Below are 16,194 nucleotides of genomic sequence, written 5' to 3' on the forward strand. Positions count from 1 at the left end.
AGTTGCAACCTGACCGCGCTGATACTCCATCTGGACAAGACTTGCCAGCCGCGCGACCGCTCAGGAACCGGCTTCCCTCATCTTCGCCTCGACCTGTTGTGCCCGGATCACCATGCCGCCGGCAACGCCGACGCCGATGACGTACATCCAGCCCTCATGAAAGTCGAACAGATGCGAGTTGAACAGCGAGGTGAAGACGTTCTGCACCACGACCAGTAGCCCGATCCAATTCGTAAGCCCGTCGCCGCGAAACAACCGCAGATGCAGGATCCAGATCGCGTAGAGGACTGCGACGCCAATCATGCCCCATTGCACGGCGACGTTCAATGTCTGGTTGTGCGGATTGCCGATCACCTCGGCGGAGGCCTGGTTGTGGCCCGGGGCCGTCGCGACCCGCTCGAACAATCCGCGCGTCGAGCCTGTTCCGTGGCCGACGATCGGTGCTTCCGCGAAGAAGCCGAGCGACTTCCGCCAGAATTCAAGTCGCATGCCCATTGAGGTCGACTCGCCTCTTTCCACATACCCCGTGTAATCGCTGGCGAACCTCTCGGCGGTCTGGCGCAGATGCGGCGAGGCCTGCCAGGCCAGAACGGCGCCGGCGAGCAGCGCGGCGACCACGATCGCGATGCTGCGCCACTTCAGGTGCAGCAACGCGAACACGCCGAACATGATCGGAATGGTGACGAGCGCGGTGCGCGACACCACCACGAAGGCCATGTTGACGAAGAAGCTGAGCGCGACCGCCGTGAGCAGCCCGGCGAACCAGTATCGCTTCTCGCGCAGCAGCATCACGATCGGATAGGCGAGCGCGACGGCGCAGAGGGTGAATTCCTGGCTCTGGTCGATGTAGTTCTTGACGAAGATGCCGCGCTCGATGTTGTCGGTCTTGAGCGTGAGGTTCGGATAGAACGCGACCAGCCAGGACATCACCGATAATAGGGCACAGGACACCAGGAAGGCGGCGAAGACCCACGGACCGCGCGGCGAGCGCTCGAAATGATAGAGCAGGACCGGCAGCACGAGCAGCTTGACGGTGGGGTTGACGGCATAGAAGCGCGCGCCCCAGGCCGCATCCGACCATAGCGTCCCGACCAGCGCGAGCAGCACCAGCGCGATCGGCGCCACGCAGATCGGACGCTGCAGCGATTGCAGGAAGGCGCGGACGTCGAGGAACGGCACCATGCAGAGCAGCATCAGCGCGTTGAATATCCCCGCAAGCGACGTCGACCAGGGCAGCGAGGCCGCCGTCAGGATCGCAAACAGATCGACCGTCTCGCGCCAGGCTACCGGACTGCGCAGGCGCCGCCGCAACACATCAACGGGAGTCTCGCGGGCAAGCGCCGTCACTTGCTCCCTCCCCGGGCGCGATGAACCAGCGCCGTCGTGCTGAAGCCCTGGAGGACGTCGACCAGCACGACCGTTCCGCCCGCGGCCTCGACGACCTCGTGGCCGACGACCTGCTCGCGGGTGTAGTCGCCGCCCTTCACCAGCACGCCGGGCTTGATCCTCGTGATCAGATCGATCGGCGTGTCCTCCGCGAAGACGACGACGAGATCGACGGCCTCCAACGCGGCGAGCACCTCGGCGCGCGCGCGCTCGTCCTGCACCGGACGATCGACGCCCTTCAGCCGCCGCACCGAGGCGTCGCTGTTGAGCCCCACGATCAGGCGATCGCAGGCCGCGCGCGCCGCGGTCAGCACCTTGACGTGACCGGGATGGAGGATGTCGAAACAGCCATTGGTGAAGCCGACGCGCTGGCCCTGCCTCTTCCATTCTGCGAGCTGGGCATCGAGTGCGGCCGGATCGAGCACGATCTTCTCCTCGGCCGCGAGAGTGGCGTGCGGCAGGATCTTTCGCCGCAGCTCGGCCGCGTTCACGCTAGCGGTGCCCTGCTTGCCGACGGCGACTGCGGCGGCGGCATTGGCCACGCGCAGCGCCGTATCCCAGTCCGCGCCGGCCGCGAGCGATACCGCGAGCGCGGCGGCGACGGTGTCGCCGGCGCCGGAGACGTCGCGCACCTTCACCGGGAAGGCCGGAACGTGAACGGCCCCGCCACCCCGCGGCACCAGCGTCATGCCGTGCTCGCCCTGCGTGACCAGGATCGCCTCGCAATCGGCGAGCCGCATCACGTCCTCGCTGGCCTCGACGATGCTCTGGGGGGTGTCGGCGCGGCTGCGGGTCGCCTCCGAGAATTCCTTGCGGTTGGGCGTGAGCAGCGTGGCGCCGCGATAGATCGCCCAGTTCAGGCTCTTGGGATCGACGACCACGGGCCTGCCGAGCTTGCGCGCGGCATCGATGGTGTGGCGGATCACGCGCGCGGTCAGCACGCCCTTGGCGTAGTCGGACAGCAGCACGATGTCGGCGCGCGCGATCTGCGGCAGGATCGCGTCGATCAGTTTCGTTTCGATGTCATCGGAAGCAGGCGCCGCCTGCTCCCAATCCGCGCGCAGCATGTGCGTGGAAAAATGCTCGGAGACGAAGCGGGCCTTTCGTGTGGTCGGCCGCGACGGATCGCACACCAGCACGCTTTCGATGCCGGCCTGCTCACCCAGCGCCGAGGCCAGCCGCTTGCCCGCATCGTCCTCGCCGACGAGCCCGACGAAGATGCAGCGCGCGCCGAGCGAAGCGACATTGCGCGCGACGTTGCCGGCGCCGCCGATGTGAATCTCGCTGCGTTGGGCGGCGATGACCGGCGTCGGCGCTTCCGGCGAGATCCGCGACACCTCGCCGTAGACGAACTCGTCCAGCATGATGTCGCCGATGCAGAGCACCGTGCGGCCTGAGATCGTTTGCGCGAGTGCGTCGAAATCGAGAATTGGCGTCGCCATGATCAAAGGCCTCAGCGGAAGCGGTCGGGCCGGTCGAGAAAATCCCCGACATAGGCTTTCACCGCGTCCTCGAGCGTCGTGAAGCCGCCGTTATAGCCGGCGCGGCAGAGACGATCGACCTCGCTCTGGGTGAAGTACTGGTAGCTGTTGCGGATGCTCTCGGGCATGTCGATGTATTCGATGTTGGGCCTCGTGCCGAGCGCTGTGTAGGCAGCCAGCATCAGATCCTTGAAGCTGCGCGCCTTGCCGGTGCCGACGTTGAAGATGCCGGACACCGACGGCGTCGCCAGCAGCCACATGACGACGCGCACGACGTCGTCGACATAGATGAAGTCGCGGCGCTGGTCGCCGTCTTCGATGCCGTCGCGATGCGACTTGAACAGCTGCACGAGGCGGCCCGCCTTGACGTCGTCGAAGCGCCGCGCCAGCACGCTCATCATCGAGCCCTTATGGTATTCGTTGGGGCCGAACACGTTGAAGAACTTCAGCCCGGCCCATTGCGGCGGCAGCGGATCGCCGTTCGCCACGCGCCCGGCGACCGCGAGATCGAACATGTGCTTGCTCCAGCCGTAGAGATTCATCGGCCGCAGTTTCTTCAGTGCCGGCAGCGAAGCGTCGTCGCCAAAGCCGGCCTCGCCGTCGCCATAGGTCGCCGCCGAGGATGCATAGATGAACGGCACCGCGTTCATCGTGCACCAGTCCAGAAGGCGGATCGACAGGCGGAAATTGGTCTCGAACACGAGATCGCCGTCGGTCGCGGTGGTCGCGGAGATCGCCCCGAGATGGATCATGGCCTCCAGCTTGCGGCCCTTCAGCCAGTCGGGCAGTTCGGCCGGAGGAACGATATCCACAAGCTGCCGCTTGGCGAGGTTGCGCCACTTGCCCTCGGTGCCGAGCAGGTCGCAGACCACGACGTCGCTGCGGCCGGCCGCGTTCAGCGCGGCCACGACATTCGATCCGATAAAACCGGCCCCGCCGGTCACCAGCAACATTCCAACTACCTGCCCGATTTTCTTAATGCCCGGTCCTGCCGTAGCGCATGATCCGCCAAAGTGTAAGCGGTTTTGGGATTGGCGGTCTGCCGGCTTTACCTGCCGGCCCGGAGCGGCTACCGAACCGCCAACATCGGCACGTCTTCGGTCCTAATAACGAATGAATATTGATTCGCAATTTGCGGGGGATCCAGATCGGAACGACACCCGCCCGATTCTGATCGTTCCGTATATGTGGATCGGCGATTTCGTCCGGAATCACACCGTGGTGCGGGTCCTGAAGGAGCGCTGGCCGAACCGGCCGGTCGATCTGCTCACGACGTCTCTGTGCGCCCCGCTGGTCGACTACATGCCCGGCGTGCGCGCCGGGATCATCTGGGACATGCCGCGCGGCCGTCTCGCCGTGGCCCGCCAGTTCGGTCTGGCAAAGCTCCTTCGGGAGCGAAACTACGGCACCGCCCTGGTGCTGCCCCGGACCTGGAAAGCGGCGATCGCGCCGGCGCTGGCCGGTATTCCTGAACGGGTCGGCTTCGTCGGCGAGTTTCGGTTCGGCCTGATCAACCGCTGGCGCTGGGGCGAGAGGAAGCTGCCCCGCTTCGTCGACAAGAACGCCGCCCTGGCCCAGCCCGACGGCGCGCCCCTGCCTCCGGAATGGCCGGTTCCGCAACTGCGTGTCCCGGCCGAGGAGATCGTGCGCTGGCGCCAGGCCAATGGCCTCGGCGCCGGAGCCGCCGTGGCGCTCGCCCCCGGCTCGGTCGGGGCCTCAAAGCGCTGGACCTACTATCCGGAGGCCGCCCGCCTGCTGGTCGAGCGCGGCCTGGAGGTCTGGGTGGTCGGTGGCCCCGCCGAAAAGGGCCTCGCCCAGGAGATCGTCGCCGCGGGCGGCCCGGCCGTGCGCGACCTCACCGGCACCGATCTGCGCAACGGCGTGCTGGCCATGGCCGCGGCCGGCGTCGCCATCTCCAACGATTCCGGCCTGATGCACATCGCAGCCGCCCTCGACACGCCCACCATGGGCATCTTCGGCCCCACCAGCCCCTACCTCTGGGCCCCCCTCAACAGCCTTGCGGCAACGGTCGTGCAAGACAAGGAAGAGCTGTCCTGCCAGCCCTGCCAGAGTACGATCTGCAAGATGAACGACCACCGCTGCATGCGGGATCTCACGGCAAGCGAGGTGGCGGGGATTGCGCAGCGGGTGCTGCGGGAGGCGCGGGCGAAGGCACTGACCTGAGGCAATCGAGGCTCGCGCGATGGTGGCATCATGCCAGTGTTTTGCCCGACAAGTCAAATTGATTTCGTAAAATCCGTAAAAGGCCGTCGCACTGAGCCAAGCCATTGATTTAGCTACCGCCGGGTACTGTGCATGGGGTTGTTTTCGCGGCTTTTGTTTGCGACCGGAGAAAATCGCCTCAGAGCAGCGGCCGATAGACCTCGCCGATCCGCGCTGCTTCGGCATCGAGGCTGAACCGTTCGAGCACCCGCGCCCGCCCGCGCTCACCCATCGCGGTCGCTGCAGCCACGTCGCGCATCAGCGGCTCCAGCGCCGCGACTAGCGCGTCGGCATCACCCGTCGGGATCAGCACGCCGCTTACGCCATCCTCGACGACAAGCTCGGCCGCGCCGGCACGTGCGGCAACGAGCGCGCTGCCGGCCGCCATCGCCTCGATCAGCGTCAGGCCAAAGCCCTCGTTGCGCGAGGTGAAGGCGTAGATCGTCAACCGCTGATACCAGCGCTGCACCGCTTCGATCGGCAGCTCGCCGGTGATGACGATGCGCGCTTGCAGGCCGGCTGCCTCGATCCGCTTCCTCAGGTCATTGGCAAAGGGCGCCTGCTCGGGCGTGACCTGGCCGACGATGACGGCGGTGAAATCCGGATAGCGCGGCAAGAGGCGGCACATCGCATCGACGAACACATCCGTGCCCTTCTGCGCGCGAACGCGGCCGAAGCAGCCGATGGCGTAGCGGCCCGGCAGCGCGGCTTCCGCGAAGGCAGCCGTGCGGTCGATCGGCGGTGCATAGACGTCGGTGTCGACACCGTGCGGAATCACCGTCGCCTTCACCTTCAGGAACGAGGCCGAGATGTCGCTCGTTGCGATGATCGCGTCCATGCGCCGGATCAGCCAGCGCGTGATCCAGCTGTGATGCCGCTGCGCCGCCGAGGTGAACACGAGTTTCAGCGGCCAGCCGAGCGCGCGCAACGCGACGCCGGCGATCATCTCGTTGTTGCGGCGCGCATGCCAGATCACGGGCCGCTTGCGGCGCCACAGCTTCAGCAAATCGGAAGCGCTCAGCCGCGCGATCCCCTCCGGCGCATCCGAGCCGAACCAGGCCGCGCGGTACAGTTTCGCCAGCCGCGGCGCCACCATCCGGTTGGTCGCGGTGACCCCAGAATAGCGCCTGTGCAGATTTGGCACGATCAATTCGAGATCGCCGGGGACACCCGCCACGTTACGCTCCATTTCGCAAAGTCCCTATACGCAACATTAAGCATAGTGACCAGTTCAGCCGCGCCGATACCCCCTCTTCACCACGCAAGCGCTAGTTTGCGCGTTGATCGAGGACGGGTGAGATCATGACTGTGCTAGTCACCGGCGGCGCCGGCTATATCGGAAGTCACACGGTCCTGGCGCTGGCGGAAGCCGGCGAGGACGTCGTCGTGATCGACGATCTCTCCACCGGTTTCTCCGCCTACCTGCCCGAAGGCGTGCCGCTGTTCATCGGCGATGCCGGCGATGAAAACCTGCTCGAAGGCGTGATCGCCCAGCACGACGTCGAGAGCATCATCCATTTCGCCGGCTCGGTCGTCGTGCCGGATTCGATGCGCGATCCGCTCGGCTACTACCGCAACAACTTCACGACCGCGCGCAACCTGCTCAACGTCGCGGTCAAGCGCGGCATCGGCCGCTTCATCTTCTCCTCGACCGCCGCCGTCTACGGCAATCCGGACCAGGTGCCGGTGCCCGAGCACGCGCCGACGCGGCCGCTGTCGCCCTACGGCTCGTCGAAGCTGATGACCGAGATCATGCTGCACGACGTCGCCGCCGCCTACGGCATGCAATACGTGACGCTGCGTTACTTCAACGTCGCCGGCGCCGATCCGCAGGCGCGCATCGGGCTCGCCACGGTCGGCGCCACGCATCTGCTCAAGATCGCGGTGGAGGCCGCGACCGGCCAGCGCGCCAAGATCGACGTGTTCGGCACCGACTATCCGACCCCGGACGGCAGCTGCATCCGCGACTTCATCCACGTCACGGACCTCTCGCAGGCGCATCGCTCGGCGCTCGCCTACCTGCGCAACGGCGGTGCCTCGACGACGCTGAATTGCGGCTACGGCCGCGGCTATTCCGTGCTGGAGACCATCGACGCGGTGCGGCGGGTTTCGGGCCGCAGCTTCGCCGTGCAATACGCCCCGCGCCGCCCCGGCGACATCATGACGATGGTCGCCGACACCAGCCGCATCCGCAGCCTGCTCGACTGGCGCCCGCAATACGACGACCTCGAGACCATCGCAGCCCATGCGCTGGCCTGGGAGGACAAGCTGTTCCGCGAGCGCGATGGCGACCTCCGCCACGCCGTCTCGGCCTAGAATCATCCCAAGCGCAAGCCCTTAATTGGGCTTGAAAAACCCGGCTTGAGCGGGCACAGAGGCCCATCGATCCCTGACGCGCAGGCAGGTCTTGTCCCGCGCCGTCAATGGACACCGGATGGCCCAGTTTCCAAAGAAAATCACCGACGATCCCTACGCGGCTGCGGTCCTGATTCGCCGCCTGGTCACGGAACAGGGCATCGTCTACTGGCGACGCTACCTCGTCGCCTTCGCGCTGATGGCGCTCGCCGCTGGCGCGACCGCGGGCGCGACCTATGTGCTCGGCCAGGTCATCAACCAGGCCTATGTCGACAAGAACATCCCGGGCATCGCGATGTTCTCAGGGCTGACGGTCGCGTTGCTGTTCATCAAGGGCGTGGCGACCTACGGCCACATGGTGATCCTGACCAAGATCAGCAACGCGATTCTTGCCACCAACCAGCGCCAGCTGTTCGCCAAGCTGATGCGCGAGAGCGTCGGCTTCTTCTCCGAGCGGCATTCGTCCGAGTTCCTGGCCCGGCTGACGGCAGGCGCCAAAGCCATCACCGACGTGCTCAACATGCTGGTCAACGCCATCGGGCGCGACCTCATGATGCTGCTCGCCATGATCGGCGTGATGGTGTGGCAGGATCCGCTGATGTCGTTCATCGGCCTCGTTGCGGTGCCGCCGGCAATGCTGGTGCTGCGCAAGCTGGTCAAGCGCATCAAGGGGCTCGCCTTCAACCAGTTCACCGGCACCGCCGACATCATGGAGACGATGCAGGAATCGCTGCAAGGCATCCGCACCGTCAAGGCGTTCACGCTCGAAGAGACCATGCAGAAGCGCATCGACGAGAACATCGCGGTCGTCGAGCGCAATGCCAACAAGATGGCCCGCGTCGCCAACCGCTCCAACCCGCTGATGGAAATGCTCGGCGGCTTCGCGGTCGCCGGCTGCCTGATGTACGGCGGCTATGCCGTGGTCGCGCTCAACGCCACGCCCGGCGCGTTCTTTTCCTTCATGACCGCGTTCCTGATGGCGACCGAGCCGGCCAAGCGGCTGGCGCGGCTCAACATCGACCTCAACAGCCAGCTGGTCGGCGCGCGCATGCTGCTCGAAGTCGTCGACAGCCCGGCGAGCGAGCGGTCCGACGACGACAAGCCGTCGCTGAAGCTCTCCGATGCCAGGATCGAGCTGCGTGACGTCAGCTTCTCCTATCGCGATGGCGAGACCGTGCTCAACCGCATGAGCTTCACGGCCGAGCCGGGCAAGGTCACCGCGTTGGTCGGTCCCTCCGGCGGCGGCAAGTCGACCGTGCTGGCGCTGCTCTTGCGCTTCTACGAGGTGACGCAAGGCGACATCGTGATCGACGGCCAGTCGATCGGCGCGGTCTCGCGCAAATCGCTGCGGGCACAGACCGCCTATGTCGGCCAGGACGTCTATCTGTTCCGCGACACCATCCGCAGCAACATCGCCTTCGGCCGGCCGGGCGCGAGCGAGGACGAGATCGTCGACGCCGCCAAGGCCGCCTGCGCGCACGACTTCATCATGGGCTTCCCGCTCGGCTACGACACGCCGGTCGGCGAGCACGGCACGCAGCTCTCCGGCGGCCAGCGCCAGCGCATCGCGGTGGCCCGCGCGCTGATCAAGAACGCGCCGATCATCCTGTTGGACGAAGCCACCGCCGCGCTCGATTCCGAATCCGAGCGGCAGGTGCAGGAGGCGATCGAGCACCTCTGCCGGAACCGCACCACCATCGTGATCGCACACCGCCTGCACACCATCATGCACGCCGACGCCATCCTGGTGGTCGAGGGTGGCGAGATCGTCGAGCAGGGCCGCCACGACGAGCTGCTCCGCCGCGGCGGGCGCTATGCATCGTTCTTCCGGTTGCAGCACAGGGACACGGAGGCTGCGCCTGTGCTGGCCTACTCCGCCAACTCCTGATCCATCAGGACGGCGCCAGCCCTGCGCGGATCACGCGCAGGACGTTGCCGCCCATTACCTTGCGGATGTCCTCTTCGGAGAAGCCTGAACTGAGCAGGGCCTGCGTAATTGCAGCAACCTGGCTCGCATCGAAGCCGGTCGTGGTCGAGCCATCGAAGTCCGAGCCGAGGCCGACGTGATCGATGCCCGCGAGATCACGCACATAGGCAATCGCCCGCGCTGCAGCCTCCGGCTTGGTCGAGCAGACCGCCCCTTCCCAGTAACCGATTCCAATCACGCCACCGGTCCTGGCAATACCTTTGATCTCCTCGTCGGAGAGGTTGCGGTTGACTTTGCAGGTGGCCTGAACGCCGCCGTGACTGGAGACCACGGGTCTCTTCGCCATCGCCAGCACCTCGGCAACGGTCGTATGGCTGGAATGCGCGAGATCGACGATCATCCCAAGTGCCTCCATACGCTGCACCACCTGCCGACCGAGTTGTGTCAGCCCGCCCTTCTGCATCCCGTGCATTGACCCGGCCACGTCATTGTCGAAGAAATGCGTAAGGCCAGCCATGCGAAATCCCGCGGCATAGAGGACATCGAGGTTTTCGATGCGACCCTCGAGATTCTGCAGCCCCTCAATTGAAAGCATTCCGCCCACAGCGGCGGATCCGCCCTTCCTGTCCGCGAGCAGCCGGTCGACTTCCGCGGGCGTCGTGATCAGCCGAAGCCGGCCGCTCGACCTCGCGGCGAAGTCCCGCAGCTTCTCGGCATGCCAGAGCGAGCGCTGCAATAGTGAATTCCAGGTTCTTATCGGCTGCAGATCAACGATGGCCAACGAGGTTATCGTATCGCTGTCGGCACTGTTGGCGTTGTAGTTCTGGCCCTTCGGCGATTTGGTCACAGACGAGAAAACCTGGAGCGCGTAGTGCGCTTGGACGAGGCGCGGAACGTCCACATGTCCGCGATCGGATCGCTCCAGCAGGTCGCGCTTCCAGAGCAGGCTGTCGGCATGCATGTCGGCGACATCGAGCGTTGCATGCAGGGCTTGCGCTGCCGGCGTTACGTTCGACGCGACTGGAACGATCCGGTTCTGCCCCTGTTCGATGCGTCCCGGTGCGACCATGAAGAAACGAACGACAAGACCGAAGACCATGATCACGACGACGGCAGTACCCGCCAGTATCCATTTCTTCACGGCCGCCCCCTTACTTACATTTGCGCCGCTGTATCCAATCGGCAATGGCGCGGGTAGTGCTCCTTTTTCCGCCCGGCACCACTAGCCTCGCCCTCTGCAACCGCGTAAATACGACAGCGCCCTTTCTTTGCAACCCGCCGAGACCCTACATGAACGCCGCCTCCTACGTCATCCCGCTTCCGCCCCAGGCTTCGCTTCCCGTCGTCGGGGAGAGCGGTCGTTATCCGGTGCGCCGCATCTGGTGCGTCGGCCGCAATTATCTCGAGCACATCCGCGAGATGGGCAATGACGAGCGCGCCCCGCCGTTCTTCTTCGCCAAGCACGCCGACATGCTGGTGCCCGATGGCGCCACCATTCCCTATCCGCCGCTGACCAAGGACCTGCACCACGAGGTCGAACTGATCGTCGCGATGAAGAGCGGCGGCCTCAACATCCCCGCGGACAAGGCGCTGGACCACGTCTACGGCTACGCCGTCGGTATCGATCTCACCCGGCGCGATCTCCAGATCGCCTCGCGCAAGAAGGAGCGTCCCTGGGAGATCGGCAAGTCGTTCGACTATTCGGCGCCCTGCTCCGCGATTCAGCCGGCCTCGAAAATCGGCCATCCTTCCAAGGGCAAGATCTGGCTGACGGTCAACGGCAAGGAAGCACAGAAGGGCGATCTCACCGAGCTGATCTGGAACGTGCCCGAAATCATCTGGCAACTCTCGCAGCAGGTGAAGCTCGCCGCCGGCGACATCATCATGACCGGCACGCCCGCCGGCGTGTCGCAGCTCCAACCCGGCGACAAGCTCGAATGCGGCGTCGACGGCGTCGGAACGCTGAAGGTGAACATCGGCCAGCCGGAGTAGCCGCGGCGAATGGAACAAAGCAAAAGCCCCGGAGCATGCTCCGGGGCTTTCCATTTCGCGAAGGCGCATCGCCGCCCGATCACCGTAGCGCCGACCACACGATGAGGCCGAGGATCAGCGCCGTCAGCGAGTATTTCAGGGTGTAGTAGACGTTGCGGTTCCACTCCTTGACCTTGCGGCTGGCGAGATGGATCTCGTAGAGCTTGCCGAACACCTTGTTGAGCACGCCGACATTCTCGCCATCGACGTTCTGTGTTGCCGATGCCTTGACGATGTGGTGGCTGACCCAGCGGTTGATGGCGGTCATGAAGCCGTACTTCATCGGGCGCTCGACGTCGCAGAACAGGATGATGCGATTGACGTCGGTCGTATTCTCGGCGCTGTGGATGAAGGTCTCGTCGAACATGAAGGCCTCGCCGTCGCGCCAGACGCATTCGACTCCGTCGACGAGAATCCGGCACTTGTTCGAGTTCGGGGTGACCAAGCCGAGATGGTAGCGCAGCGAGCCCGCGAAGGGATCGCGGTGGGCACCGAGCTTGCCGCCCGGGGGCAGCATCGCGAACATCGCGCCGTGCACGCTCGGGATCGAGTTCAGGAGCTCCACCGTCTTCGGGCACAGCGTGCGAGCCGAGGGCAGGAAGTCGTCGTACCATTTCAGGTAAAACCGTTTCCAGCCGCTCTTGAAGAACGAGTAGAAGCCCCAATCGTTGTTCTTCGCGGCGGCGCGAATGAAACCTTCGTCGAACAGTCGCACCGCCTCGTCGCGGATGGTCTCCCAATTCTCGCTGAGGGGCTTCAGCTCGGGGAATTGATCGACGGAGATCACCGGCTTGTTCGGCACGGCCGAGCCCGCATACATCAGCACGTTATAGGGCGCGAGATAGGTCGAGTGATCGCCGAGCTGGCGCGCGAAGCGCAGCCGCTGCTTGCCGCGGAAGTGAACGTAAATCGTCGAGGCCGCCAGCACGTAGAGGATGACAAGTTGCGGCGCAAAAAGCTGTTTCAGCATTTCCCCAGTTCCCGAGTGACCCAGCCGGGACGTCATCTACTCCGGCCGGGCCCGGGCGACAAGATATTCACGGCTGGGTTGCAATCACGCTGGGGAGAACGTCCGGACGGAACTCGGGGCCAAAAGGACCGAAACCGTCCGAATCAAGCCCGTGACAGCGCCTGCAACCCCTTGAAGGTCAGCCGCTTGGGATCGGTGACGCCGGCCAGATAAAGTCGTCGGATGAAGGCGATAACGGCGTCGCGGTCGCAATCGGTCAGCGCGACGACAGCGTCGACCGCGATCTTCTGGGCTTCCATTGGGCTCACCTCGGCTTTGCGAGTAACCCCGGCCGAATCAGGCTAGGACTCATCCGTTAAATCGGCGTTAACCGTTCTGGAACCGTCGCCGATTCAGCTGGGCTGCCGTATACGCAAAACAACGCATTGCAGCAGCGCGAAGCAACTCAGCGCGCCTTGATGCTCTTCTTCAGCAGCGCAAACTGCTTCTTCAGCCGGGGCACCGCGAAGTCGGTGAAGGCCCGCACCTTCGGCACCGAGAGCCGGCCCTGCGGGCAGATCAAATGCGCGGGCATCTCCGGGTCCTCGTCGCCGGCCAGCACGATCTCGAGCTCGCCGCGCGCGACCTGCTCGGCGACCTGGTACGAATACATCCGCGCCACGCCGCGCCCGGCGACGGCAGAGGCCACTGCCGCATAGGTGCTGTTGACGACGAGCCGTGGGGTGAACTGCACCGGACGCGGCACCGATGAACCCGCCTGCGGGGCGAAGGTCCAGGAATTGGGCAGATGCGCCATGGCGACGATCTGGTGCTTGGCGAGATCGCCGGGCTCGGCGATGCGCGGATGCTGCTTCAGATAGCGCGGCGCTGCCACCACGACACGGCTGATCTCGCCGACCCGCATGGCAATCATCGCCGAATCCGCCAAGGGACCGATGCGAAGCGCGACGTCGACGCCCTCCTCGATCAGATTGACCGCGCGGTCGAACAGCAGGAGCTTTGCCGACACGGTGGGATAGGCATCGAGAAACGCATCGAGAATCGGCCGCAAGACCATCTCCCCCGAGACCACGGGAGCCGTGATCGTGAGCAGGCCGCGCGGCGCCGTACGCGGTCCGGCCGCGATGTCGTCGGCTTCCTCGAGCTCGGCGAGCACACGGCGGCAGATCGCGGCATAGCGCTCCCCCTCCTCGCTCAGCTTGATCGAGCGCGTCGTCCGGTGCAGCAGCTCGGCGCCGACGCGTTCTTCCAGAAAGGCGATGGCCCGGCTCACCGCCGCGGGCGAGCGGCCGAGCTTGCGCCCTGCGGCAGCCAAGCTGCCCTCGTCCACCGCAAGGACAAAAACCTTCATCGCATCCAGACGATCCATTCCCGTCCCGTCGCTCCCTGAGCTTCCGCTCGCAGGCTAGGCGTTCGCCGCAACCGCGACAACTCTCGCCGGGCGCCGACCCCGCATTCGTTCGCGCGGCGAAAGAGTGTCTGCCGGACAGCGGATCTTCGCACCCGGGCCACCGCGGCGTACCTCAGCAGGCAAGCCAGCACCTGCTGGCGCAGGTTCTCACAACCAACAACAGGAGCCCGTCATGGGTATCGAGCAGAAGGTCGCCATCATCACCGGTGCATCGCAGGGTATCGGCGCCGCCCTGGTCCAGGGTTTTCGCGATCGCAACTATCGCGTCGTCGCCACGGCGCGCTCCATCAAGCCGTCGGGCGACGATGATGCCCTCGCCATTCCGGGCGATATCGCCGACCGTTCCACTGCCGAGCGCGTAGTCGCGCAGGCGATCGCCCGCTTCGGCCGGGTCGACACGCTGGTCAACAACGCCGGCATCTTCGTCGCAAAGCCGTTCACGCAATACACGGCCGAGGACTATGCGGCGGTGATGGGAACGAACGTCGCGGGCTTCTTCAACATCACGCAGCTCGCCATCGCCGAGATGGAGAAGCAGGGGTCCGGCCACGTGGTGCAAATCACGACCACGCTGGCGGATCAGGCCAACTCCAACGTGCCGTCCGTGCTGGCCTCGCTGAGCAAGGGCGGGCTGAACGCTGCAACCAGATCGCTCGCGATCGAATACGCCAGGCGCGGCATCCGCGTGAACGCTGTCTCACCGGGCATCATCAAGTCGCCAATGCATCCGGTCGCGACACATGCACAGCTCGATGCGCTGCATCCGGTCGGTCACATGGGCGAGATGTCCGACATCGTCGACGCCGTGCTCTATCTCGAGGGAGCGTCCTTCATCACCGGCGAGATCCTGCATGTCGACGGCGGCCAGAGCGCCGGCCACTGAGACGAGGAGAAGCACGATGCCCATCGTCACCATTCAAGTCACCCGCGAGGGAACGACGCCAGGAGCGGCGTCGCTCACTGCGGAGGAGAAGGCCGCGCTGATCAAGGGTTCGAGCCAGCTCCTGCTCGACGTGCTCGGCAAGCCGCTCGATTCCACCTTTGTAGTGATCGAGGAAGTGGACACCGACAATTGGGGCTGGGGCGGCCTGCCGGTGCAGGAATTCAGGCGCCGCCGCGCCGCCCGGACAGGATGATCCGCACACCCTTGTGCGCAGGGAGGATGACATGACCAACGCGGACACGAAGCGACACTCCGAGATCGGTCCGCAAGCGCGGCCGGGCTCGGCCTCACGAACAACCTGGCGGTATGCCGTGGCGGGTTTGTCCGCATCGCTGGTCGGGCTTGGCCTCGCCCGCTTCTCCTACACGCCGCTGATCCCGGCCTTGATCGCCGCAAAATGGTTCAGCGCATCCGACGTCGTCTATCTCGGCGCCGCGAACCTCGCCGGCTATCTCGCCGGCGCGCTCGCGGCGCGAGCGCTTGCCACTCGCATCGGCGCAGTCCGCGCGCTACGGGCGATGATGCTGCTCGCCACCCTCTCCTTCTTCGCCAGCTCGGCCCCGGTGTCGTTCAGCTGGTTTTTCGCGTGGCGCTTCCTCGCCGGCCTCACGGGCGGCATCATCATGGTGCTGGCTGCGTCCGTCATCCTGCCGCATACCTTGGCCGCGCGACGCGGTATCGTCGGCGGTGTGATCTTCGCAGGCGTCGGCGTCGGCGTCGCGGCATCGGGCACGCTGGTGCCATTGTTGCTGCAACAGGGTTTGCAGCAGAGCTGGTACGGCCTCGGCATGCTGTCCGCCCTGCTCACGCTCGCGAGTTGGTGGAACTGGCCGGCTGAGATCAAGGCCGATGCTGCGCCTTCCCATCCAGCCAAACCTCATCGCGTCTCGCCGGCCGCCCGCGCGCTGCTGGTTCAGTACGGCCTCAATGCGGCGGCGCTGGTGCCGCATATGGTCTTCATCGTCGACTTCGTGGCGCGCGGCCTTGGCCAGGGCATTGCCGCGGGATCGCACTATTGGGTGCTGTACGGCCTCGCCGCGATCGTCGGCCCGCTGATCACTGGTCATCTCGGTGACCGCTCGGGTTTCGGTCCGGCCCTGCGCGCGGCCTTCCTGATCGAGGCGGCAGCCGTGCTGCTGCTAACCGTCAGCACTGCGCCGGTTTCATTGATCGTGTCGAGCGTCGTGGTCGGCGGCTTCACGCCGGGCATCGTACCGCTGGTGCTGGGTCGCATTCATGAGCTCGTGCCTCACTCCAGCCAACAGCAACGCGCGATATGGAGCCATGCCACCACCAGCTTTGCGCTGTTCCAGGCCGCCGCCGCTTACGGCTTCTCCTGGATCTACGCCGAGACGGGCGGCGACTACCTGTTGCTGTTCGGCCTCGGCGGCGGGGCCGCGGTGCTGGCGCTCGCGATCGATCTTGGGTTCGCGCTCACCACACGCAAGGCATAGAGGCGAGCGGCGG

Annotated in this window: 15 protein-coding genes; 7 read left to right on the forward strand and 8 right to left on the reverse strand. The window is 65.5% G+C overall.

All coding sequences use genetic code 11. The features are described 5' to 3' along the window. Positions 1-60 precede the first annotated feature (60 nt). From ABIG06_RS00465 to rfaD, 3 genes are read right to left on the reverse strand one after another with little or no spacing between them, the layout of a single operon-like run. Positions 61-1,347 carry an O-antigen ligase family protein gene (locus ABIG06_RS00465; RefSeq protein ID WP_370140615.1) on the reverse strand — a complete coding sequence of 429 codons (1,287 nt, stop codon included), beginning with the start codon at positions 1,345-1,347 and terminating at the stop codon, positions 61-63. Continuing rightward, positions 1,344-2,816: a D-glycero-beta-D-manno-heptose-7-phosphate kinase gene (rfaE1, locus tag ABIG06_RS00470; protein ID WP_370140989.1), complete on the reverse strand. Its 1,473-nt coding sequence runs from the start codon at positions 2,814-2,816 to the stop codon at positions 1,344-1,346. The genes ABIG06_RS00465 and rfaE1 overlap by 4 nt, the downstream gene beginning before the upstream one ends. 23 nt (positions 2,817-2,839) lie before the next feature. After that, positions 2,840-3,820 carry an ADP-glyceromanno-heptose 6-epimerase gene (gene rfaD, locus ABIG06_RS00475; RefSeq protein WP_370140616.1) on the reverse strand — a complete coding sequence of 327 codons (981 nt, stop codon included), beginning with the start codon at positions 3,818-3,820 and terminating at the stop codon, positions 2,840-2,842. A 160-nt stretch (positions 3,821-3,980) separates the two neighbouring features. Between rfaD and waaF the strand changes: the two genes are divergently transcribed. Beyond that, a complete protein-coding gene (gene waaF, locus ABIG06_RS00480; protein WP_370140617.1) occupies positions 3,981-5,051 on the forward strand; it encodes a lipopolysaccharide heptosyltransferase II in 1,071 nt (356 codons plus the stop codon). 178 nt (positions 5,052-5,229) lie between these two features. On the opposite strand, the gene ABIG06_RS00485 is transcribed toward waaF, so the two are convergent. Continuing rightward, positions 5,230-6,267, reverse strand: a complete 1,038-nt coding sequence (locus ABIG06_RS00485; RefSeq protein WP_370140618.1) for a glycosyltransferase family 4 protein — start codon at positions 6,265-6,267, stop codon at positions 5,230-5,232. Positions 6,268-6,392: 125 nt separating this feature from the next. On the opposite strand from ABIG06_RS00485, the gene galE reads away from it, so the two are divergent. Then, the gene (gene galE / locus ABIG06_RS00490) at positions 6,393-7,406 is read left to right on the forward strand and encodes a UDP-glucose 4-epimerase GalE (RefSeq protein ID WP_370140619.1); all 1,014 of its coding nucleotides are present in this window, start codon (positions 6,393-6,395) and stop codon (positions 7,404-7,406) included. Between the two features lie 118 nt (positions 7,407-7,524). Then, entirely contained in the window at positions 7,525-9,333 is a 1,809-nt protein-coding gene (locus ABIG06_RS00495; RefSeq protein ID WP_370140620.1) for an ABC transporter ATP-binding protein, read from the forward strand. Positions 9,334-9,337: 4 nt separating this feature from the next. On the opposite strand, the gene ABIG06_RS00500 is transcribed toward ABIG06_RS00495, so the two are convergent. Beyond that, entirely contained in the window at positions 9,338-10,513 is a 1,176-nt protein-coding gene (locus tag ABIG06_RS00500) for a dipeptidase (RefSeq protein WP_370140621.1), read from the reverse strand. A 149-nt stretch (positions 10,514-10,662) separates the two neighbouring features. Here ABIG06_RS00500 and ABIG06_RS00505 point away from each other — a divergent pair, with 149 nt between their 5' ends. Continuing rightward, complete coding sequence (locus ABIG06_RS00505; protein ID WP_370140622.1) at positions 10,663-11,364, forward strand: fumarylacetoacetate hydrolase family protein; 702 nt, start codon at positions 10,663-10,665, stop codon at positions 11,362-11,364. Positions 11,365-11,443: 79 nt separating this feature from the next. Here ABIG06_RS00505 and ABIG06_RS00510 read toward each other — a convergent pair whose 3' ends face one another. The 3 genes from ABIG06_RS00510 to ABIG06_RS00520 all read right to left on the reverse strand — a co-directional run bounded on the left by ABIG06_RS00510 (position 11,444) and on the right by ABIG06_RS00520 (position 13,742). Continuing rightward, a complete protein-coding gene (locus ABIG06_RS00510; protein WP_370140623.1) occupies positions 11,444-12,373 on the reverse strand; it encodes an aspartyl/asparaginyl beta-hydroxylase domain-containing protein in 930 nt (309 codons plus the stop codon). Between the two features lie 143 nt (positions 12,374-12,516). Then, positions 12,517-12,672 carry a hypothetical protein gene (locus ABIG06_RS00515; protein WP_014493894.1) on the reverse strand — a complete coding sequence of 52 codons (156 nt, stop codon included), beginning with the start codon at positions 12,670-12,672 and terminating at the stop codon, positions 12,517-12,519. Between the two features lie 146 nt (positions 12,673-12,818). Beyond that, positions 12,819-13,742, reverse strand: a complete 924-nt coding sequence (locus tag ABIG06_RS00520) for a LysR family transcriptional regulator (RefSeq protein WP_370140624.1) — start codon at positions 13,740-13,742, stop codon at positions 12,819-12,821. 214 nt (positions 13,743-13,956) lie between these two features. On the opposite strand from ABIG06_RS00520, the gene ABIG06_RS00525 reads away from it, so the two are divergent. Genes ABIG06_RS00525 through ABIG06_RS00535 form a run of 3 tightly spaced genes read left to right on the forward strand, consistent with a single transcriptional unit; the run spans position 13,957 to position 16,181 of the window. Further along, positions 13,957-14,667: an SDR family NAD(P)-dependent oxidoreductase gene (locus ABIG06_RS00525; protein ID WP_370140625.1), complete on the forward strand. Its 711-nt coding sequence runs from the start codon at positions 13,957-13,959 to the stop codon at positions 14,665-14,667. 16 nt (positions 14,668-14,683) lie between these two features. After that, positions 14,684-14,920 (forward strand): tautomerase family protein, encoded by a 237-nt coding sequence (locus ABIG06_RS00530; protein ID WP_193374348.1) that lies wholly within the window; start codon positions 14,684-14,686, stop codon positions 14,918-14,920. 31 nt (positions 14,921-14,951) lie between these two features. After that, a complete protein-coding gene (locus ABIG06_RS00535) occupies positions 14,952-16,181 on the forward strand; it encodes a YbfB/YjiJ family MFS transporter (protein ID WP_370140626.1) in 1,230 nt (409 codons plus the stop codon). Positions 16,182-16,194 lie beyond the last annotated feature (13 nt).

The organism is Bradyrhizobium sp. USDA 326 (assembly GCF_049739485.1).
GTDB lineage: Bacteria > Pseudomonadota > Alphaproteobacteria > Rhizobiales > Xanthobacteraceae > Bradyrhizobium.

Excerpts from the sequence above, each read along its gene's own strand:
- rfaD (WP_370140616.1), bottom strand. The coding sequence starts at position 3,820 with ATGTTGCTGGTGACCGGCGGGGCCGGTTTTATCGGATCGAATGTCGTG.
- waaF (WP_370140617.1), top strand. The coding sequence starts at position 3,981 with ATGAATATTGATTCGCAATTTGCGGGGGATCCAGATCGGAACGACACC.
- galE (WP_370140619.1), top strand. The coding sequence starts at position 6,393 with ATGACTGTGCTAGTCACCGGCGGCGCCGGCTATATCGGAAGTCACACG.
- ABIG06_RS00495 (WP_370140620.1), top strand. The coding sequence starts at position 7,525 with ATGGCCCAGTTTCCAAAGAAAATCACCGACGATCCCTACGCGGCTGCG.
- ABIG06_RS00505 (WP_370140622.1), top strand. The coding sequence starts at position 10,663 with ATGAACGCCGCCTCCTACGTCATCCCGCTTCCGCCCCAGGCTTCGCTT.
- ABIG06_RS00510 (WP_370140623.1), bottom strand. The coding sequence starts at position 12,373 with ATGCTGAAACAGCTTTTTGCGCCGCAACTTGTCATCCTCTACGTGCTG.
- ABIG06_RS00515 (WP_014493894.1), bottom strand. The coding sequence starts at position 12,672 with ATGGAAGCCCAGAAGATCGCGGTCGACGCTGTCGTCGCGCTGACCGAT.
- ABIG06_RS00520 (WP_370140624.1), bottom strand. The coding sequence starts at position 13,742 with ATGGATCGTCTGGATGCGATGAAGGTTTTTGTCCTTGCGGTGGACGAG.
- ABIG06_RS00525 (WP_370140625.1), top strand. The coding sequence starts at position 13,957 with ATGGGTATCGAGCAGAAGGTCGCCATCATCACCGGTGCATCGCAGGGT.
- ABIG06_RS00530 (WP_193374348.1), top strand. The coding sequence starts at position 14,684 with ATGCCCATCGTCACCATTCAAGTCACCCGCGAGGGAACGACGCCAGGA.
- ABIG06_RS00535 (WP_370140626.1), top strand. The coding sequence starts at position 14,952 with ATGACCAACGCGGACACGAAGCGACACTCCGAGATCGGTCCGCAAGCG.